At 62.9% G+C, this 19,491-nt stretch carries 18 protein-coding genes; 13 read left to right on the top strand and 5 right to left on the bottom strand.

Translation table 11 applies throughout. The features are described 5' to 3' along the window. Positions 1-9 precede the first annotated feature (9 nt). Genes BM045_RS03490 through ugpC form a run of 3 tightly spaced genes read left to right on the top strand, consistent with a single transcriptional unit; the run spans position 10 to position 2,811 of the window. Positions 10-900: a carbohydrate ABC transporter permease gene (locus BM045_RS03490; RefSeq protein ID WP_092179686.1), complete on the top strand. Its 891-nt coding sequence runs from the start codon at positions 10-12 to the stop codon at positions 898-900. Next, positions 897-1,724: a carbohydrate ABC transporter permease gene (locus tag BM045_RS03485; RefSeq protein WP_092179684.1), complete on the top strand. Its 828-nt coding sequence runs from the start codon at positions 897-899 to the stop codon at positions 1,722-1,724. The genes BM045_RS03490 and BM045_RS03485 overlap by 4 nt, the downstream gene beginning before the upstream one ends. A gap of 4 nt (positions 1,725-1,728) precedes the next feature. Then, complete coding sequence (gene ugpC / locus BM045_RS03480; RefSeq protein ID WP_092179682.1) at positions 1,729-2,811, top strand: ABC transporter ATP-binding protein; 1,083 nt, start codon at positions 1,729-1,731, stop codon at positions 2,809-2,811. Positions 2,812-2,879: 68 nt separating this feature from the next. Here ugpC and BM045_RS03475 read toward each other — a convergent pair whose 3' ends face one another. From BM045_RS03475 to BM045_RS03460, 4 genes are read right to left on the bottom strand one after another with little or no spacing between them, the layout of a single operon-like run. Beyond that, entirely contained in the window at positions 2,880-3,860 is a 981-nt protein-coding gene (locus BM045_RS03475; RefSeq protein WP_092179680.1) for a sugar phosphate isomerase/epimerase family protein, read from the bottom strand. Then, positions 3,857-5,335: an FGGY family carbohydrate kinase gene (locus BM045_RS03470; RefSeq protein WP_092179678.1), complete on the bottom strand. Its 1,479-nt coding sequence runs from the start codon at positions 5,333-5,335 to the stop codon at positions 3,857-3,859. The genes BM045_RS03475 and BM045_RS03470 overlap by 4 nt, the downstream gene beginning before the upstream one ends. Beyond that, positions 5,332-6,288, bottom strand: coding sequence for a transketolase family protein (locus BM045_RS03465; protein WP_092179676.1), 957 nt, complete (start codon positions 6,286-6,288; stop codon positions 5,332-5,334). Before BM045_RS03465 ends, BM045_RS03470 begins: the two co-directional genes overlap by 4 nt. Then, entirely contained in the window at positions 6,288-7,040 is a 753-nt protein-coding gene (locus BM045_RS03460; RefSeq protein WP_092180883.1) for a transketolase, read from the bottom strand. Before BM045_RS03460 ends, BM045_RS03465 begins: the two co-directional genes overlap by 1 nt. Before the next feature lie 354 nt (positions 7,041-7,394). On the opposite strand from BM045_RS03460, the gene BM045_RS03455 reads away from it, so the two are divergent. From BM045_RS03455 to BM045_RS03425, 6 genes are all read left to right on the top strand, one after another. Then, positions 7,395-8,027, top strand: a complete 633-nt coding sequence (locus tag BM045_RS03455; RefSeq protein WP_170848347.1) for a DUF2291 family protein — start codon at positions 7,395-7,397, stop codon at positions 8,025-8,027. Continuing rightward, entirely contained in the window at positions 8,024-9,547 is a 1,524-nt protein-coding gene (locus BM045_RS03450) for a sugar ABC transporter ATP-binding protein (RefSeq protein ID WP_092179673.1), read from the top strand. Before BM045_RS03455 ends, BM045_RS03450 begins: the two co-directional genes overlap by 4 nt. Positions 9,548-9,556: 9 nt before the next feature. Further along, positions 9,557-10,603 (top strand): ABC transporter permease, encoded by a 1,047-nt coding sequence (locus BM045_RS03445; protein WP_092180880.1) that lies wholly within the window; start codon positions 9,557-9,559, stop codon positions 10,601-10,603. 29 nt (positions 10,604-10,632) lie between these two features. Continuing rightward, on the top strand, positions 10,633-11,472 hold the full coding sequence (locus BM045_RS03440; protein WP_244522863.1) for a DeoR/GlpR family DNA-binding transcription regulator: 840 nt from the start codon (positions 10,633-10,635) through the stop codon (positions 11,470-11,472). Positions 11,473-11,928: 456 nt separating this feature from the next. Beyond that, positions 11,929-12,870 (top strand): D-ribose ABC transporter substrate-binding protein, encoded by a 942-nt coding sequence (locus tag BM045_RS03430; RefSeq protein ID WP_092179669.1) that lies wholly within the window; start codon positions 11,929-11,931, stop codon positions 12,868-12,870. Between the two features lie 227 nt (positions 12,871-13,097). Then, positions 13,098-14,612, top strand: a complete 1,515-nt coding sequence (locus tag BM045_RS03425) for a DUF5060 domain-containing protein (RefSeq protein WP_092179667.1) — start codon at positions 13,098-13,100, stop codon at positions 14,610-14,612. Here BM045_RS03425 and BM045_RS03420 read toward each other — a convergent pair. Then, entirely contained in the window at positions 14,609-16,054 is a 1,446-nt protein-coding gene (locus tag BM045_RS03420; RefSeq protein WP_092179665.1) for an NAD-dependent succinate-semialdehyde dehydrogenase, read from the bottom strand. The two genes, BM045_RS03425 and BM045_RS03420, sit on opposite strands and share 4 nt — an antisense overlap. 225 nt (positions 16,055-16,279) lie before the next feature. Between BM045_RS03420 and BM045_RS03415 the strand changes: the two genes are divergently transcribed. From BM045_RS03415 to BM045_RS03400, 4 genes are read left to right on the top strand one after another with little or no spacing between them, the layout of a single operon-like run. Beyond that, positions 16,280-17,158 (top strand): polysaccharide deacetylase family protein, encoded by an 879-nt coding sequence (locus BM045_RS03415; protein WP_092179663.1) that lies wholly within the window; start codon positions 16,280-16,282, stop codon positions 17,156-17,158. Between the two features lie 58 nt (positions 17,159-17,216). Then, positions 17,217-17,492: a hypothetical protein gene (locus BM045_RS03410; protein ID WP_348271225.1), complete on the top strand. Its 276-nt coding sequence runs from the start codon at positions 17,217-17,219 to the stop codon at positions 17,490-17,492. Then, positions 17,489-18,490 (top strand): CobW family GTP-binding protein, encoded by a 1,002-nt coding sequence (locus tag BM045_RS03405; protein WP_092179659.1) that lies wholly within the window; start codon positions 17,489-17,491, stop codon positions 18,488-18,490. Before BM045_RS03410 ends, BM045_RS03405 begins: the two co-directional genes overlap by 4 nt. Positions 18,491-18,513: 23 nt before the next feature. Beyond that, entirely contained in the window at positions 18,514-19,485 is a 972-nt protein-coding gene (locus BM045_RS03400) for an asparaginase (protein ID WP_092179657.1), read from the top strand. Positions 19,486-19,491 lie beyond the last annotated feature (6 nt).

Raw genomic sequence — 19,491 nt, 5'->3', positions numbered from 1 at the left:
AGGTTTCCCATGACGGCTGCTGCTGCTCCCGCGCTCAAAGCCCAGCGCCGGTCTCTCTATCCTAGCTGGTTCTATGCCCCGGCTGCGGTGATCTACGCCGTGCTGTTTCTGGCGCCGACCTTTGCGTCGCTCTATTTCAGCTTGACGCGCTGGAGCCTTTCCAGCGCCGTGTTCATCGGCTTCGAGAACTTCGCGCAATTCTTCCGCGAGCCCTTTCTCATCCAGGGCCTGGTCAACACCGTGGTCTATGCCGCGATCAGCTCGGGCCTCAAGGTGGTGCTCGGCATGTTGCTGGCACTGATGCTGACCAGCCAGATCATGGGCCGCGGCTATCTGCGCTCGGTGATCTTCTTTCCGGTGCTGGTCTCGACGGTCGGCGTCGGCATGACCTTTACAGTGTTGATGCATCCCACCAATGGCATGATCAACGAGGCGCTGTCGCTGATCGGCATCAAGGGGCCAGGCTGGCTGGTTGATCCCAAGCTTGCGCTGTTCTCGGTCGCCCTGGTCGATGTGTGGAAGGGCGTAGGCCTCGCTACGGTGATCTACATCGCCGGCCTCGTCGCCATTCCCAAGGATTACTACGAAGCCGCCCGCATCGATGGCGCGACGCCTTTGCAGAACTTCTTTTATGTGACGCTGCCGCTCAGCCGTCCGGCCACCGCCACCGTCATCACCCTCAGCTTCATCGGCGGCTTGCGCACCTTCGATCTGATATGGGCCATGACCAAGGGCGGACCGGGCTTTGCCTCCGATACCGTCGCTTCGGTGATCTACAAGCAGTATCAGGCCGGCTTTTATGGCCTGTCCACCGCCGGCAATGTGGTGCTCTTCATCCTCATCGCGGTGCTGGTCGTGCCGCTGACCATGTTCCTCAATCGCAAGCAGGGCTTCGAATGAAGCAGCGCACCTCCATCATTGGTGGTTTTGCCGCCATCGCCGCCACCTTTGTGGTCTTCGTCATCCCGTTCCTGTTCATCATCCTGATGGCCTTCAAGGATCGGCAGCAGTCGGCGCTGCGCGATTTCTCCTGGCCCAATGGCTTTCACCTCTTCGACAATATCTTCGAGGTGGTGAAGACCCGAAACTGGATGATGATCACCGCCTTCATCAATTCCACCCTGATCACCGTGGTCAGCGTGACGCTGCTGATCGTCTTTGCCGCCATGGTCGGCTTCGTGCTGGCCCGCCGCAAGACGCGCTTCAACGGCTTGATCGAGTTCCTGATCCTTGCCGGGTTGATGATCCCGCCCGCCGTGGTTCCGACCATCTGGCTGCTGCAGGGCTTGAAGCTCTTCGGCACGCTGCATGGCATGATCCTGATCGAAGTAGCCTATAATCTGCCATTCTCGATCATCCTCTATCGCGCCTTCATCGCCACCATTCCGCGCGAGCTGGACGAGGCGGCGGTGATCGATGGCGCTCGGCCGCTGGACGTGTTCTTCCGCATCGTGCTGCCGCTGCTCTGGCCGGTGACCGTCACCAATATCGTGGTGCAGTCGGTCGGCATCTTCAACGACTTCACTAACCCGCTGTATTACCTGCCGGGCAATGGCAATGCGACGGTGCAGCTGACGCTCTACAATTTCCAGAGCCAGTTCAGCACCGCCTACAACCTGCTCTTCACCAACATCCTGCTGATCACCATTCCGCCGCTCATCGTCTTCCTGTTCTTCAACAGGCAGATCGTGGCTGGAATGACCGCAGGCGCCGTCAAAGGATAGAACCATGGCCGGATTGGAACTCAAATCGCTGCACAAAAGCTATGGCGATGTGCCGGTGATCAAGGGCGTCGACCTGACGGTGGAACATGGCGAGTTTGTCGTCTTCGTCGGCCCCTCGGGCTGCGGCAAGTCGACCCTGCTGCGCATGATCGCAGGCCTTGAAGACATCACCGGCGGCGAGCTGTGGATTGGCGATAAGCTGTGCAATGCCGTCGAGCCGCGCGATCGCGGCATCGCCATGGTGTTCCAGAATTATGCGCTTTATCCGCATATGACGGTCTACGACAATATCGGCTTTGGCCTGAAGCTGGCCAGAACGCCCAAGGATATTCGCGACAGCAAAATTCGCGAAGCCGCTCGCATCCTGCAGATGGAGCACCTGCTCGAGCGCAAGCCGGGTCAACTTTCGGGCGGCCAGCGGCAACGCGTCGCCATCGGCCGCGCTATCGTGCGCAAGCCGGAGGTTTTTCTGTTCGACGAGCCGCTGTCCAACCTCGATGCGGCGCTGCGCGTCGACACGCGCATGGAGATTTCCAAGCTGCATCAGGATCTTGGTGCGACCATGATCTATGTGACACATGACCAGATCGAGGCGATGACGCTGGCCGACAAGATCGTCGTGCTCAACGGCGGCGTGGTGCAGCAGGTCGGCGCGCCGATCGAGCTCTACCAGCGCCCGGCAAACCTGTTTGTCGCCGGCTTCATCGGCTCGCCGAAGATGAACTTCATGGCAGTGACCGTCGACAATGTTGCCGCCAATGCGGTGACCGTCTCGGGCAAGGACCTGTCGCCGGTCTCCATTCCCGCCGATGTCACGGGCCTCACGCTCGGCGACACCGTGACGCTCGGCATTCGCCCGCATGCGCTAACCATCCCCACCACCGGCAGCGTCGTCGGTCGCATCAATCTGGTGGAAAGGCTGGGCAATGAGACGATCGTCAACCTCGGCCTGACCTCGGGCATTTCCTGGCTCGCCGTGCTCGATGGCGATCATAACCTGGCCACCGGACAGACCCTGCAGCTGGCCTTCGATCCCACCAGCGCCGTGATCTTCGACGGCGAGGGCAGGGCGCGTCACCCCGCCTGAACCGGTCAGCATCCGGGAAACGAAAAAGGGCGCCCGAGGGGCGCCCTTTCTTTGGTCGGCAGTGTGGATCAGAACGAGCTGAACAGGGCCTTCTGGGCGATCTTGAGCGCGCCGATGGCGTCATGCTTGCTCTGGGCTTCCTTGAGCGCGTCGATATCGAGCACGTCGAGGCCACGGCCGGCGGCCTTGAGGAAGTCGATGGCATGGGTGGCAGTCGCAACGCTGTCTTCGCGGAACGGGAACTGGTCGAGCTGCCAGACGCCTTCCCACTTGTTTTTGCGCAGCACGTAGAAGAATTCGAACAGCTCGATCGGGTGCAGGCTGCCGGCGACCAGATCATCGTCCCAGGATCGGTAGTTGTCGTTGACGTCCATGCCGAACAGCCGGCCGTAGTCGATGGCCATCTGTGCAGAGTCGGCTGCAGACTCGCCGCCGAACAGGGCGTGGCCGAAATCGAGCAGGATGCCGACATTGGGCAAGCCGATCTTTTCGATGCCGAGCAGGGTGCGCGAGAGGGAGTCAAAGCTCATGTGCACGCGCGGCTCGCGCGGCTTGTACTCGATGACGAACTTGACGTCGGGGTTTTCGCTGGCCAGCTGGCCGACGCCATCAAGCGAATGCTTCCACAGCGTGCCGTGATCGACCTGGAAGGGATAGTCCCAGCCGTCCTGGCCGGGCCAGAGCTTGACATAGTCGGCGCCGAAATAGCGCACCTGATCGGCCGCTTCGGTGATCAGCTCATGGGCGCGGCGGCGCACGCCGGCGTCGGGATTGGTGAAGGCGCCCTTGGCGAATTCGCGGGTATAGATTTCGGGCGTGATGCCGATGACCGACAGATTGTTGCGGTCGAGCGCGACCTTGATCTGTTCCTTGGAGAACTCACCGCCGAAATAGGGGTAGTTGATGTCGACGACCGAGAGGTCCTTGACCTGGCCGGCAATGTCGATGGCTTCGATAACGCTGCGCGGCGGGCCATAGCCGTCGGTGGCATAGCGGTCGACATAGGTGGCAAAGTGCCAGATGCCGGCGCCGTAACGCTGGTTGCTCATGATTTTCCTCCGTTATTGTGTGTCGTCAGGGTCTGGGCAATGGCGCCATGCCAGCGCGCAAGATGCGCGGCGCGGTCACTGTCGCTCATGGCCGGATCATGCTGGCCGGCCGCCGGGATCGGTGTCATCGCTATGCCGAGGCCGGCAAAGGCCAAAGCCGCAGCGCCAAGCGCGCTGACTTCGGGCGCAGCGGCGGTGGCAACGCTGCGGTCCAGGATATCGGCCTGGAACTGCATCAGGAAGTCGTTGCGCGAAGCGCCGCCATCGGCACGCAATTCGGCCATGGGCGCACCCATGTCCTGCTCCATGGCGGAAAACACGTCGGCAACCTGAAAAGCGATGGCTTCAAGTGCTGCCCGGGCCAGATGGGCGGGCGTGGTGCCCAGCGACAGGCCGGTAATGGTGCCGCGGGCATCGGAGCGCCAATGCGGGGCGCCGAGGCCGACAAGCGCCGGGACGAAGGCCGCACCATTGCTATCGCCCACGCTTTCGGCGAGGGCGGAGAGGGCGGCGGCGTCAGTCAGGCCCAGCATCTGCGCCATGAAGGCGGCAGCTTGGCCGGAGACGGAAATATTGCCTTCGAGCGCATGGGCGACCTTGCCGTCCTGGCTCCAGGCAATGGTGCTGGAGAGGCCATGGCTGGACAGCACGCGCTCCGGCGTCAACGCCATCAGCGAAGTGCCGGTGCCATAGGTAGCCTTGACCGTGCCCGGCGTGCGCACGCCATGGCCGAACAGGGCGGCATGGGAGTCGCCGATCATTGCGTGGATCGGAATGCCAGCGAGCGCGCCGTCGGCCACATGGCCAAACGCGCTGTCCGACGAGCGGACGTCGGCCAGCATGGACAGCGGTACATCGAACAGCGCCGCCAGTTCTTCATCCCAGGCGAGCGTCTCGGTGTTGAACAGCTGGGTGCGCGAGGCATTGGAATGATCGGTGGCATGCACCGTGCCGCCGGTCAGGTTCCACAGCAGCCAGCTATCGACCGTACCGACCCGGAGTTCGCCCCGTTCTGCGCGGTCACGGGCATCGGGTGTATTGTCGAGCAGCCAGGCGATCTTGCCGGCCGGGAACAGCGGGTCGAGGGCCAGACCAGTCTTGCCTTCGATGAGCGCGGCATGGCCGGCATCCCGCAGGCTTTCGCATTTCGGCGCCGAGCGGCGGCACTGCCAGATAACGCAGGGGCCGATCGGCTCGCCCGTTGCGGCATCCCACACCACGATGGATTCGCGCTGGTTGGAAATGGCGACGGCGAGAATGTCCGCGCCATTGGCCTTAGCCACCACTTCGGCAATCACCTGGCGCACGCCTTCGACCAGTGCCGTGGCCGATTGCTCGGCCCAGCTGGGCTGCGGATAGGTCACGACATTGGGCGCCGAGGCCTGATGCTGGACCCGACCATCGGCCGAGACTAGCAAGGCCTTGGTATTGGTGGTGCCCTGGTCGATGGCGAGGACGAGGCCGGCAGAACTCATTTCTTGCGCGCGATGGTCTGACGCACGGCGTCGGCGATGCCGGCTTCGGTCAGGCCGAAATGCTCCATCAGGAAATCGGCCGAACCGGTCGGCACAAAGCCGGGAAAGCCCATGATGCGCATCGGCACGGGGATATTGGCGGTGACCACTTCGGCCACCGCGCCGCCAAGGCCGCCGCGGATATTGCCTTCCTCGACGGTGACAATGGCACCGGTTTCGCTGGCGGCCAGGATCGCCGCTTCATCGAACGGGCTGATCGTCGCCATGTTGACGACGCGCACCGCAATGCCTTCGACGGCGAGGGTTTTTGCGGCTGCCACAGCGCGATGCACCATGGTGCCATTGGCGATGATGGTCGCCTGATCGCCTTCGACCAGCGTCTCGGCCTTGCCGATCTCGAACGTGCCATTGCCGCGCTCGAGCGCCGGCACCGGCATGCGGCTGACGCGGACATAGACCGGCCCGGTCATGGCAGCGGCAGCGCGGATCGCCTGCTCGGTCTGCCAGGGATCGGCCGGTACGATGATGGTGAGATTGGTGAGGAGGCGCAGCCAGGCCATGTCTTCGATGGAATGATGGGTCGGCCCGAGTTCGCCATAGGCGACGCCGGACGACTGGCCGATCAGCTTCACATTGACATTGGAATAGGCAATGTCGGCCTTGATCTGCTCCAGCGAGCGGGCCGTGAGGAAGCACGAGGCAGCGGAGACAAAGGGAATCTTGCCGCCATTGGCGAGACCGGCGCCAACGGCAACCACGGTCTGTTCGGCAATGCCGACATTGACCATGCGCTCGGGCCACTTCTTCTTGAAGCCGCCGAGCTTGGAGGAGCCGACGCTGTCGCTCACCACGGTGACGATGCGGGGATCATTGGCGGCCAGATCTTCGATCGTGGCGGCAAAGCTGTCGCGGCAGTCGAACATGCCGGCTTTATTGGGGGCTGCAGCGCTCATCAGACCAGTTCCGCCATGGCTTGTTCGTATTGTTCCTTGGTGGGCACGCCGTGGTGCCAGGCGACGTTATCATGCATGAAGCTGACGCCCTTGCCCTTGAATGTATTGGCAATAACGCAGAGCGGCTTGCCGCGACCCTTGGGCGATGCCGAAAGCACATCGAGCAATTGCTGGTGGTCATGGCCGTCGATCATTTCGACATGCCAGCCAAAGGCGCGCCACTTGTCGTCGAGCGGGTCGAGCGAGGCGGTTTCCTCGGTGCGCGCGCCCTGCTGCAGCCGGTTGCGGTCGATGATCAGCGTCAGGTTTTCCAGCTTGCGATGGCCGGCGGTCAGCGCCGCTTCCCAATTGCTGCCTTCCTGAAGCTCACCGTCGCCGGTCAGCACGAAAGTGCGGAAGTCGGAATTGTCGATCTGACCAGCAATGGCAATGCCCAGCGCCACCGGCAGGCCGTGGCCCAGCGGGCCGGTATTGGTCTCTACACCCGGCAGATAGTTGCGGTTGGGATGGCCGTTGAGCTTGCTTAGCGGCTTCATATAGTCGCTGAGTTCGGCCTCGGGGAAATAGCCGGCTGCGGCCAGCACCGAATAGAAGGCGCCGGTGCAATGGCCCTTGCTCATCACGAAGCGATCGCGTGCCGGGTCATTGGGCCGCTTGGGGTCATAGCGCATGACGCCGAAATACAGCGCGGCCAGCACATCGGTGGCGCTGAAGTCGCCGCCGGGGTGGCCTTGCTGGGCTTCATAGACCATCTGGAAGCTGCGGCGGCGAATCCACAGCGCCTTTTCGGCAATCGTGGCAACGAGATCGTTGCGGTGGCTTTGTGCAGTTAGGGACACTTGGCTTTTCCTGTCGCGCCGGGCGCGTGGCCCGATCTGGCGTGTTACCGGCAAACTAACCTCGGCTCGCCGTCATCGCAACGAGAATATTTTCGATTTCTGCGGATTCGCTGGGACACCCGAATTCGCAGGGTTTTTCGGCATGTTGTGGTGTTGATAGGTCGCAAATCCACATTGACAGCGCGATTTTCCAGCCGCACAAATGCAAAATCGCAAATAATCGCAACGAACCGAATGGTCGGCGATGCGAGACGAGGAGTTCTGACGATGTTTAACCGGCGCCTGGCCTGCCTGGCACTGGCTTTTGCCGCCGTGCTGCCGCTGAGTGGTTGCAAAATTTTGCCGATTGCGGATGAGGCGGAGACGGCGGCGGCTGGTTTCAATGCCCAGGCCTATGCGGCGGAGCTGTGGACCGGGCGTGCTTTGCCGCATTTTGTTGAGGCGGCGAAGCCGGTGGCGGAGGTTCTGCCGGCGATTGGGGCGGATCTGGCGGCGGCGGGCGCGGAGTTTGGGTATCGGGCCGGCGAGGGGTCGCCCTGGAGCTTTGTCGTCAGCGGGACCGGTGTGGTCAGCGCCAAGAATGTCGAGTCGCGGGCCGGGACGCTTGAGGTGGCGGTGGACGGTCTTGCCGATCCGGTGGTGCTGCAGATTGGGCCGGTGATCCGTGGCAATGCGGTGCGCGACGGTCTGCCCTTTGTGACCTTCCAGGATTTCACCAATCAGATCGAATATGCCGATGTCGGCAAGGCGCTGACGGCGCTGGCGCTGGAAGGCTTCAGCGGCAATGCTGAAGCCATTGCCGTGGGCGATACGGTCAACTTTACTGGCGCGATGAGCCTCGCCGGGGCCAGCGACAAACTGCTGGTGACGCCGGTGACGCTGGAAAAGGCTGCGCCATGAGCGACGTCGTTCTCAGCGCGCGGGCTATCACCAAGGCTTTCCCGGGTACGATCGCATTGCAGGATGTGGATTTCGACGTGCATGCCGGGGCGGTCAATGTTCTCATCGGTGAGAATGGCGCCGGCAAGTCGACCTTGATGAAAATCCTGGCGGGTGTGGAGCGGCAGACGCTGGGCACCATCACCATGCATGGCGAAACGGTCAGCTTTTCCTCGATCCGCGATGCGGCGAGCCAGGGCATCGGCATCGTCTTCCAGGAGCTCAATCTCTGCCCGAACATGAGCGTCACCGAGAATATCTTTCTCGGCCGCGACATCACCAAGGCCGGCTTTCACATTGATCGCGCAGCACAAAAGGCGCGCGCGACACAGCTGATCGGCCGGCTCGAGCATGCCATCGACCCCGATGCGCTGGTCGGCGATCTGATGATTGGCGAACAGCAGATCGTCGAGATCGCCAAGGCGCTGGCCGAGGATGCACGCATCCTGATCATGGACGAGCCGACCTCGGCGCTGTCGGCCTCGGAAGTCGAAGTGCTGTTCAAGGTGATCGGCGAGCTCAAGCGCAATGGCGTGGCCATCATCTATATTTCGCATCGGCTCGAAGAGCTGATCCGTATCGGCGATCATTTCACTGTGCTGCGCGACGGGCGGCTGGCTGCCACGGCGCCGCGCGCCGAGGTGACCATCCCCTGGATCATCGAGAAGATGCTCGGTGCCGGCGAGATGGTGGCCAAGCGTCCGCCCGCAGCGCCGGCGGGGGCGGCCATTCTTGAGGTAGAGCATCTCAGCCTGCCGCGCCGTGGCGCTGGACTGGCCGTGGATGATGTCTCGGTGGCGTTCCGCACCGGCGAGATCACCGCCATCTATGGCCTGCTCGGGGCCGGGCGCACCGAATTGTTCGAGAGCCTTTATGGCTTGCGCAGCGGCGCCAAGGGTTCAGTAAAGCTCGAGGGCAAGGAGCTGGCCGGGCATTCGGTCAATCGCCGCATGAAGGCCGGCCTGCTGCTGGTGCCGGAAGATCGTCAGCGCGATGGCCTGGTGCAAAATCTCAGCGTTGGCGGCAATCTGGGGCTGGCCAGCCTGCGCCGCTTCACCAAATTCTTCTCGATCTCCAAGGCTGATGAAAAGCCGCTGCTCGATGAGGTCATCGGCCAGCTGCATATCAAGACCGCCAGTGCCGATGCGCCGATCACCTCGCTGTCGGGCGGCAATCAGCAGAAGGTGGTGATCGGCAAGAGCCTGCTCACCCAGCCGCGCGTACTGCTGCTCGACGAGCCCAGCCGCGGCATCGATATCGGCGCCAAGGCCGAGGTTTTCTCGACCATGCGCGACCTCGCCGATAGTGGCCTCGCAATTGTCTACACGACCTCGGATCTCAAAGAGACCCATGCCGTGGCCGATCGCATCCTGGTCATGGCCTATGGAAAAATCACCGCCGACCTGCGCGCCGAAGACGCAACAGACGAGGCGCTGGTCCGCGCTTCCACACATAAAATCGACAAACCTGCTTTCGCCTAAGGAGCCATGATGTCCACTGCTACTGCCGCCAATACCGGCTCGTCGGGCAATGCCTCCGGCCTGCTGCTTGTCCTCAAGCTGCGCACTTTTATCGCGCTGATCGTGGTGACGCTGTTCTTCGCGCTGATGGCGCCGAACTTCGTTTCCGTCGCCAATGCGGTGATCATTTCCAAGCATGTGGCGATCAATGCCATCCTCGCCATCGGCATGACCTATGTCATCCTGACCGGCGGCATCGACTTGTCGGTCGGCTCCATTGTCGGCCTCACCGGCATGGTGGCGGGTGGCCTTCTGGTGCATGGGCTGCAATTGCCCATGCTCGGCGTGGTGATCTACCCCAGTGTCATCGAGGTGATCCTGATCGCCCTGGCGGTGGGCACGGCGATCGGAGCCGTGAACGGGTTTCTCATAACCAAGCTCGGAGTGGCGCCGTTTATCGCCACGCTGGGCACGCTTTACGTGGCACGCGGCGCGGCCCTGCTGCTGTCGGGCGGCTCGACTTTCTCCAACCTTGTCGGCAAGCCGGAACTGGGCAACCAGGGCTATCCGATCATCGGTTCGGGCAATGTGCTGGGCATTCCGGTGTCGATCATCATCCTGATCGTCCTGGCCCTGATCGCCGCCTATGTGGCCCAGCGCACCCCGTTCGGCCGCCGTGTCTATGCCGTGGGCGGCAATGAGCGCGCCGCGGCGCTGAGCGGCGTGCGAGTCGATCGCATCAAGATCGCCGTCTACATGATTTCGGGCTTCTGCGCCGCCGTGGTGGGGCTGATCGTCTCCTCGCAGTTGGTGGCCTCGCATCCGGCCAGCGGCGAAACCTTCGAGCTCAATGCCATTGCCGCGGCAGTGCTCGGCGGCACGTCCTTGAGCGGGGGCAGGGGGTTGATCGGCGGCACCATCATCGGCGCCTTCGTTATCGGTGTGCTCAGCGATGGCCTCGTGATGATGGGCGTGTCCGAATTCTGGCAAATGGTCATCAAAGGACTTGTGATTATCGCCGCCGTCGTGCTCGATCAGTTGCAAAGGAAGCTGGCGGCCAATACACGCCAGTCATAAGCCGCAAACGGCACGCAAGGAGCGACGACTTGGCCGACAGCAAAAGCAGCGATACGCCCGCCAAACGGGGCCGCAAGCCCAATGCGGACGCATCGCGACTGAATCTGCTGGCCGAGCCGCGACGGATGAAAATTCTCGAATGGCTGCAGGAAGAAGGCAGCGCCCGCGTACGCGACCTTTCGGTGGCATTTGCGGTCTCGGAAGCGACGATCCGCCAGGATCTCGAGCGGCTGGACAATGACGGCTATGTGGTGCGCGAGCATGGCGGAGCCTATTTGAAGTCCATGCCGCAGCAGGTGCAGTCGATGTCGCTGCACCACCTGACCAATATGGATGCCAAGAAAAAGATCGGCCGCGCCGCGGCGGCGCTTGTCGGCAATGGCGAAACCATTATCCTCGATTCCGGCTCGACCACGACCGAGATTGCCAACAATCTGCTGGGACATGACAGCCTCAATGTCATCACCAATTCGATCAATATTGCCTTGGCGCTGGGGGCTTTGCCCTCGATGACGGTGCATATGTCGGGTGGGCTGTTCAAGGCGCCGACGCTGTCGCTGACCGGTGAAAAGTCCGGCGATTTCTTTGAGGGCATCTTTGCCGAAAAGCTGTTCCTCGCGACGGCGGCGGTGAGTTTCGAAGCCGGGCTGACCTTTCCGGCCATGGCGGATCTCTATGTGAAGCGCGCCATGATCAAGGCGGCGTCGAAGGTTTATCTGGTTGCCGACAGTACAAAAATCGGCCGCACCTCGTTTTCCTCGCTGGGCCCGATCGACGTGATTGCCGGGCTGATTACCGATGACGGGATTACCGACGTCGACCGTGCGGAGTTCGAGCGGCGGGGTATTGAGGTGATTGTGGCGAAGTAGGGCGGGCGCTTGCCCTCGATCGTCACCTTCCGGCTACACCCTGCCTAAACCCACCCCCACCCGACCCCTTCGGGGCCACCCTCCCCACAAGGGGGAGGGATAGGGGACATCGAGTTCGCTGAGCCATCCTATCCCTCTCCTGAATGGGGAGGGTGGCCCCGAAGGGGTGGGTGGGGTAATGGCTAGCCAGGACAGTCAGGGCTGAAGCAAATCCGCAGGCATCGCCGGTTTGCAGCAAGCTTTCGTCCTGTTTGCTTGCGGTTTGCAGCCCGCATGCTGCCCCCTGGCGGTTTCGCCAAGTGTGAACCAACTCCCCACCATCCAGCAACAAACCGTTACAGTAGAATTGACTCTTCTGCGCTTCATTTGTAATCATCAGAAAACGCAAAAAATACGAAACAGCCGAAAAGGCTGCAATTGCGAAACGACCCCGAGAGGGTCATCTGGAGGACGACAATGAATATCGTAAAAACTCTCGCTGCCCTGGCTATGGGTGCGATGGCTGGCGTTGCCATGGCCATGCCGGCATCGGCCGAAGGCCTCGTGGTCATCATCACCCCGAGCCATGACAATCCCTTCTTTGCCGCCGAGGCTGAAGGCGCCAAGGCCAAGGCCGAAGAGCTGGGCTATACCACCCAGGTCTATTCGCATGACGACGACGCCAACAAGCAGAACGAGCTGATCGACTCGGCCATTGCCGCCGGCGCCAAGGCCATCATCCTCGACAATGCCGGCGCCGATGCTTCGGTCGCTGCCGTGCAGAAGGCCAAGGATGCAGGCATCCCGAGCTTCCTGATCGACCGTGAAATCAACGCCACGGGCGTTGCCGCCGCGCAGATCGTCTCCAACAACTACCAGGGCGCGACCCTCGGTGCCGAAGCCTTCGTCGAAGCCATGGGCGAGGCCGGCAATTACGTCGAACTGGTCGGCAAGGAATCCGACACCAATGCCGGCATCCGCTCCTCGGGCTATCACGACGTGATCGACCAGTATCCGGACCTCAAGATGGTGGCCCAGCAGTCGGCCAACTGGAGCCAGACCGAAGCCTTCACCAAGATGGAATCGATCCTCCAGGCCAATCCCGACATCAAGGGCGTCATCGCTGGCAATGACACCATGGCCATGGGCGCCGTGGCGGCGCTGGAAGCCGCTGGCCGCAATGACGTGATCGTCGTCGGCTTCGACGGCTCCAACGACGTGCGCGATGCCATCACCGCCGGCAAGATCACCGCAACCGTGCTGCAGCCGGCTTACCGCCAGGCACAGTATGCTGTGGAACTGGCCGACACCTTCCTCAAGGACGGCTCGACCGGCGTCGACGAGAAGATTTCGATGGATTGCGTGCTGATCGACGGCACCAATGCCGCCAAGCTCGAAACTTTTGCGATGGCTGAGTAAGTTTAGACGATGAGATTGAAGGCCGGGCCGAGAGGCCCGGCCATTTTGTTTTTAGTGGTAGCCGATGCTTACCTCTACCCTGAGGGGAGAGGTCGCCCCGTAGGGGCGGGTGAGGGGTTCAGTGTTTTGTTGGGCTACGTTGCATTCGCCAGCCGCTGAACCCCTCACCCCGCCCTCTCCCCTCAGGGGAGAGGGAGCACAAGGTCCGCGCCCTGACAGGAAAAGATATGACCACCTCCGTCGCCCAATGGGGCCTGTTCGAAGCCAGTTTCACCGGACCAAGCGAGGGCAACCCCTTCATGGAGGTAACGCTTGAGGCCACGTTCCAGCAGGGCGAGCGGCAGGTTCGGGTGCCGGGCTTTTATGACGGCGAGGGCGTCTACAAGATCCGCTTCATGCCGGACCAGCCGGGCATTTGGCGCTTCGTCACCAGATCCAATGCGTCAGAGCCGGACGGGCAGGGCGGTGAGGTTTCGGTCACCGCGCCGCTACCCGGCCGGCATGGTCCGGTGCGGGTGGCCAATACGTTCCACTTCGCCCATGCCGATGGCACGCCTTATCTGCCGTTCGGCACCACCTGCTATGCCTGGACGCATCAGCCGCTGGCGATGCAGGCGCAGACGCTGGAGACGCTGGCCAAGACGCGCTTCAACAAGGTCCGGATGGGGGTGTTTCCCAAGGACTATCCCTACAATGTCAACGAGCCGCTGCATGACGTCTATCAGCGTGGCGCGGACGGCGAGCTCGATTTCGACCGGCCCAACCCGGCGGCATTCCGGCAGTTCGAAACCCAGGTGATGGCGCTGGGCGCGCTGGGCATCGAGGCCGATGTCATCCTGTTCCACCCCTATGACCGCTGGAATTATTCCGGCATGTCGGCGGAACAGGACTATCGCTATGTGCAATATCTCGTGGCGCGGCTTGGCGCCCATGCCAATGTGTGGTGGGCGCTGGCGAATGAATATGACTTCATGCTCGACACCAAGCCGATGGCGCAATGGGACCGCTTCTTCCAGATCATCGCGGAAAACGATCCGTATCGGCATCTTACCTCGATCCACAATGGCGCGCCCACGGCCAATTACGATCACCGCCAGCCCTGGGTCAGCCATGTCTGCATGCAGCATTGGGACGTCAAGCGAACGCCGGAATGGCGCGCTGCCTATGGCAAGCCAGTGGTCAATGACGAGCCCGAATATGAGGGCAATCTGACCGAGGCCTGGGGCAATATCACCGCCGAGGAACTGGTGCATCGCTTCTGGACCATGGCCTTGCGCGGCGCCTATGCCGGGCATGGCGAGACCTACCGCCATCCGGAGGACCTGATCTGGTGGGCCAAGGGCGGCGAGTTGCATGGCGAAGCCTGGCAGCGGATCGGCTTTTTGCGCGATATCCTCGAAGAGAGCGTCACAAACGGCTTCGAGCCGGTCGATGCCAGCGTGCGCTTCTCGTCGCGGATTTCCGCAGCGACGGATGGCGACACCACCATCATCTATCTGGGCGAGCACCAGCCGGAAATCTGGCCCTATGGCCTGCCCAAGGTGGATGGCGACTATGAAGTTGACCTGATCGACAGCTGGGCCATGACGGTGACGCCGGCCGAAATCGTGCCGGCGCCGGAAAACCATCCGGTGCGGCATGGCGCGGTCAGCATTGCCAAGGCGCCATCGGCAGCCTTCGCGGTGAAGCTGCCGCGCCGGCCGGGGCTGGCGATCCGGGTGCGGTCACGAGTGAGGGGTTAGAGGCCGCCGATGCAGGCATATTTGAGCTCGGTGAATTCGAGGATGCCGTGGCTCGAGCCTTCGCGGGAATTGCCGCTTTCCTTGACGCCGCCAAACGGCGCGAGCTCGGTGGAGATCAGGCCGGTATTGATGCCCACCATGCCATATTCGAGCCGCTCCATGACTCGAAACAGCCGCGCCGCGTTCTGCGAATAGAAATAGGCGGCGAGGCCAGTCTCGGTTGCATTGGCGGCGGCCACGACCTCGTCTTCGGTCGTGAAGCGGAACACCGGCGCCAGCGGGCCAAAGGTTTCTTCCTGCGCCAGCTGGGCCGAAGCAGTGACGCCGGTCAGCACGGTTGGTTCGAAGAATGTGCCACCCAGGCTATGCCGCTTGCCGCCCAGCGCCACTGAGGCGCCTTTGGATACTGCGTCGGCGATGTGCGCCTCGACCTTGGTGATGGCCTCTTCGGTGATCAGCGGGCCCTGCACAACACCCTCGGCAAAGCCGTCGCCGACCTTGAGCGCACGGACGCGTTCGACCAGTTTGGCAACGAAGGCGTCGTGAATTTTGTCCTGCACATAGATGCGGTTGGTGCAGACGCAGGTCTGGCCCATGTTGCGGAATTTCGAGAGCATGGCACCCTCGACAGCGGCGTCGATATCGGCGTCGTCAAACACGATGAAGGGGGCATTGCCGCCCAGCTCCAGCGCCACTTTCTTGACCGTGCCGGCCGCCTGGCGCATCAGGATCTTGCCGACTTCGGTCGAGCCGGTGAAGCCGACCAGCCGCACCTTGGGATGGCTGGTCAGCACGCCGCCGATGGCAATCGCGTCGCCGGTGACGACATTGAGCGTACCAGCCGGGAAACCGGCACGCTGCGCCAGTTCGGCTAGGGCCAGCGCGGTCAGCGGCGTTTCGGGCGCCGGCTTCAGCACCACGGTACAACCCGCGGCCAGCGCCGGCCCGACCTTGCGGGTAATCATCGCGGCGGGGAAGTTCCACGGCGTAATGGCGGCCACCACGCCGATCGGCTGGCGCAGCACCATGATGCGGGCATCGGCGCGGTGGGAGGGCAGCAGTTCGCCGGCCACCCGCTTGGCCTCTTCGGCGTAAAATTCGACGTAAGAAGCGGCATAGTCGATTTCGCCCAGCGCCTCGGCGAAGGGCTTGCCCTGTTCGCTGGTCAGGATAGTGGCGAGGTCATTGCGGTTGGCGATGATCAGCTCGAACCATTTGCGCAGCAGCACGCTGCGCTCCTTGGCGGGTTTTGCAGCCCAGGGGTGGAAGGCGGCAGCGGCGGCCTCGACGGCCGCCGTGGCTTCCGCGGCGCCCAGATTGGGCACAAGGCCGACCATCTCGCCGGTGGCGGGATTGGTGACCGGCAGGCTCGGCTCGCCGGTAAACTGGCCGTTGATATAGCTTTGCGACTGCAACAGGGTTTGATCGGCAAGGGCACGCATAGGGAACTCCGGACCTCGATGGGGCGTCGGCGGGGAATAAGAACGCCAACGGTATTGCCACGAATGCCTGCAGGACAAAAGCACAAGACCATTATCTGGCATTGCGGCCATGGCCCTGACGCTGTTGACGCTGGGCGTCATCCGGGCGGACAGTTCCACCAGCGGCACGCTTGCGCCGAAACGCGACCCGGGGCCGTATGGTCCGCAGTCGAAGGAGACCGTATCTTGGCTAAGGACATTCTGGTTGGGTTTGGCGTCGACGTGGACGCGGTGGCAGGTTGGCTCGGCTCCTATGGCGGCGAGGACAGCCCTGACGATATCTCGCGCGGCCTGTTTTCCGGCGAAGTGGGTTCGCCCCGCCTGTTGAAGCTGTTCGAGCGCATGGGGATCAAGACCACCTGGTTCATTCCCGGCCACTCGGTGGAAACCTTTCCCGAGCAGATGAAGGCGGTTGCCGATGCCGGCCATGAGATCGGCATGCATGGCTATAGCCATGAAAACCCGATCGCCATGACGCGCGAGCAGGAGGAGGCGGTGCTCGACAAGTCGATCGCGCTGATCACCGAACTCTGTGGCAAGCGGCCCACTGGCTATGTCGCGCCGTGGTGGGAATTCTCCAGCGTTACCAATGAGCTGCTGCTCGAACGCGGCATCAAGTACGACCATTCGCTGATGCACAATGACTTCACGCCCTATTATGTGCGCGTCGGCGATAGCTGGACCAAGATCGACTATTCCGGCCGCCCGGAAGACTGGATGAAGCCTTTGGTGCGCGGCACCGAGACCGACCTGATCGAAATCCCGGCCAACTGGTATCTCGACGACCTGCCGCCGATGATGTTCATCAAGACGGCGCCCAACAGCCATGGCTTCGTCAACCCGCGCGATATCGAGCAGATGTGGCGCGACCAGTTCGACTGGGTCTATCGCGAGATGGATTATGCGGTGTTCCCGATGACCATCCATCCCGACGTGGCCGGCCGCCCGCAGGTGCTGCTGATGCTCGAACGGCTGTTCGAGTACATCAAGGGCCATGAGGGCGTGCGCTTCGTCACCATGAATGAAATGGCCGACGATTTCGCCCGGCGCTCGCCGCGCAAATAGTCCGGCCATGTGCTCGCTGTGCGGTATTCTGGGATGTGACGACCATTGGTCGAGCGCAGTGGCGCGCGACGGCGTCTATTCGCGCAATGGGGACCGCCTGTCGCGGCGGCGCGAGGCGGCGCATCGGCAGGCGGTGGTCAATGCCGTGCTCGCGACGCGCCGCATGCAATTGGCCGACTGGCATGGCCGCGCCTATCTGCTGAAGACTGCGACGGGTAAATCCAAAGTCTTCGACAGCCTGTCGCATCTCTGGCCCGAAGCCGAAGCGCTGTCCGGCGCGACATTTGATCCGCTCGACCCCGTGCTTTTGGCGCGGCTGAAGGCCGGGGCATGACGGCACTAACCACCATCAACCTGCTGACGGGCTTTCTCGGCTCGGGCAAGACCACGCTGTTGCAGCGGCTGCTCGACTATCCTGACCTCTCGGGCGCAGCCGTGCTGATCAACGAGTTCGGCGAGGTGGGCCTCGACCACCAACTGCTCGACCGCATCGACGCCAATGTGGTGCTGATGAAATCGGGGTGCCTGTGCTGCACGGTGCGCGGCGAGATTGCCGATGCGCTGCTCAACCTGCACTCGCTGCGGGCGCGAGGCGAAGTGCCGTGGTTCGACCGGGTGGTGATCGAAACCACCGGGCTGGCCGATCCCTATCCGGTGCTCTCGACCATCCGCGCCCATCCGGTGCTGCGCAGCCACTTTTCGGCCGGCACGGTGATCGCCACGGTCGATGCGGTCAACGGCCATGGCCTGCTGGCGACGCGGCAAGAGGCCCTGCAGCAAGTGGCGGCAGCCGATGTGGTGATCCTGACCAAGGGGGATCTCGTTGCGCCGGAGACGGTCGCCGATCTCACGGCCATGCTCACCGCGATCAACCCGACGGCCTCGGTGCGCGATGCTGCCGGGATCGACGCCGACATGGTGCTCGATGCCCATGCCGGTCGCTTGCGCGATCTGCCCGTGCTGCCACTGGCTGGGCACAGTCATCACGCGGGCGAGAGTGGCACGGTCCAGTCGTTTTCCATCGTCACCGACCAGCAGCTGGACTGGACGGTGTTCGGCATCTGGCTGACCATGCTGCTGCACCGGCATGGCGATAAAGTCTTGCGGGTCAAGGGCATTCTCAATATTGCGGGCGACGATCGTCCGGTCGCCGTGCATGGCGTGCAGCGGCTGGTGCATCCGCCGGTGCATATGTCAGGCTGGCCCGATGCCGACCGGCGCTCGCGACTGGTGTTCATCATGCAGGACCTCGATCCGGCGCTGGTGCGGCACTCATTCGAGGTGTTCCACCGCTTGGCCGGGACGCAGGAAGATGCCGCGGTGGCGAGCTGAGACGGGGTTGGGAGTTGAGTGACATGAAGCGCGTTACTGTGGTGTCGACCGGAGGGACGATTGCCTCGGGCAAGGCCAGCGATCATTCGGTGGTCGCCGACCGCAAGGGGGCCGCGCTGATCGCCACGCTGCATGATCCGCTCGACGGCATGGCGGTGGAGGTGGATGATTTCGCCTCGGTCGGCAGCTATGCGCTCGATCTGGCGACCGTGTACCAGCTGGTGCGCTGCATCGCCGGTCACCTTGAGCGCGACGACTGCGACGGTGTCGTCGTCACCCATGGCACCGATACCATGGAAGAAACCGCCTTCATCGCCGACCTGCTGATCGGCAGCGACAAGCCGGTGGTCTTCACCGGGGCACAGCGCCATGCCGACATGCCCGACACCGATGGGCCGCGCAATGTTGCCGACGCCATCCGGGTGGCCGCCGCGCCGATTGCCCGCGGGCTGGGCAGCCTGCTGGTGTTCGAAGGCGACATCCATGCCGCCGCCACGGTCAGCAAGACCCATACTGCGCGCGTCGATACTTTCCGCTCGGCCGGCTATGGCAAGCTGGGCGAAATCGACAATGGCGTGGTCTACATCCAACGCCGGCCCGAGCGGCGGGTGATTGCCGACCATGGGCTCGTCGAGGGCATTGAACTGGTCAAGCCGGGCCTCGGCTCAAGCACGGCCTATCTCGATTTCTGTGCCAGTGCCGGCGTGCCGGGCGTGATCATCGAGGCTTTCGGCCGCGGCAATGCTCCGCGCGGCTATGCTGACGCCGTGGCGCGGCTGGTCAAGGCTGGTGCCATTGTGGTCATCGCCTCGCGCTGCCCCGAGGGCCGGACGCTGCCGGTCTATGGCGCCGATAGCGGCGCCACCACCTTGCAGGCTGCCGGCGCCATTTTTGCCGGCGAACTCTCGGCCATCAAGTCGCGGCTGCTGCTCTCGGCGCTGCTGGCCGCCAAGGCGGACCGCAATGCCATCGCCGAGGCCTTCGCGCGCTACTAGTTCGTC

The organism is Devosia sp. YR412 (assembly GCF_900110945.1).
In the GTDB taxonomy this organism is placed as follows: domain Bacteria; phylum Pseudomonadota; class Alphaproteobacteria; order Rhizobiales; family Devosiaceae; genus Devosia.
This window is presented reverse-complemented; position numbering and strand designations above follow the sequence as displayed.

Excerpts from the sequence above, each read along its gene's own strand:
- BM045_RS03490 (WP_092179686.1), top strand. The coding sequence starts at position 10 with ATGACGGCTGCTGCTGCTCCCGCGCTCAAAGCCCAGCGCCGGTCTCTC.
- BM045_RS03485 (WP_092179684.1), top strand. The coding sequence starts at position 897 with ATGAAGCAGCGCACCTCCATCATTGGTGGTTTTGCCGCCATCGCCGCC.
- ugpC (WP_092179682.1), top strand. The coding sequence starts at position 1,729 with ATGGCCGGATTGGAACTCAAATCGCTGCACAAAAGCTATGGCGATGTG.
- BM045_RS03475 (WP_092179680.1), bottom strand. The coding sequence starts at position 3,860 with ATGAGCAACCAGCGTTACGGCGCCGGCATCTGGCACTTTGCCACCTAT.
- BM045_RS03470 (WP_092179678.1), bottom strand. The coding sequence starts at position 5,335 with ATGAGTTCTGCCGGCCTCGTCCTCGCCATCGACCAGGGCACCACCAAT.
- BM045_RS03465 (WP_092179676.1), bottom strand. The coding sequence starts at position 6,288 with ATGAGCGCTGCAGCCCCCAATAAAGCCGGCATGTTCGACTGCCGCGAC.
- BM045_RS03460 (WP_092180883.1), bottom strand. The coding sequence starts at position 7,040 with ATGGTCTATGAAGCCCAGCAAGGCCACCCCGGCGGCGACTTCAGCGCC.
- BM045_RS03455 (WP_170848347.1), top strand. The coding sequence starts at position 7,395 with ATGTTTAACCGGCGCCTGGCCTGCCTGGCACTGGCTTTTGCCGCCGTG.
- BM045_RS03450 (WP_092179673.1), top strand. The coding sequence starts at position 8,024 with ATGAGCGACGTCGTTCTCAGCGCGCGGGCTATCACCAAGGCTTTCCCG.
- BM045_RS03445 (WP_092180880.1), top strand. The coding sequence starts at position 9,557 with ATGTCCACTGCTACTGCCGCCAATACCGGCTCGTCGGGCAATGCCTCC.
- BM045_RS03430 (WP_092179669.1), top strand. The coding sequence starts at position 11,929 with ATGAATATCGTAAAAACTCTCGCTGCCCTGGCTATGGGTGCGATGGCT.
- BM045_RS03425 (WP_092179667.1), top strand. The coding sequence starts at position 13,098 with ATGACCACCTCCGTCGCCCAATGGGGCCTGTTCGAAGCCAGTTTCACC.
- BM045_RS03420 (WP_092179665.1), bottom strand. The coding sequence starts at position 16,054 with ATGCGTGCCCTTGCCGATCAAACCCTGTTGCAGTCGCAAAGCTATATC.
- BM045_RS03405 (WP_092179659.1), top strand. The coding sequence starts at position 17,489 with ATGACGGCACTAACCACCATCAACCTGCTGACGGGCTTTCTCGGCTCG.
- BM045_RS03400 (WP_092179657.1), top strand. The coding sequence starts at position 18,514 with ATGAAGCGCGTTACTGTGGTGTCGACCGGAGGGACGATTGCCTCGGGC.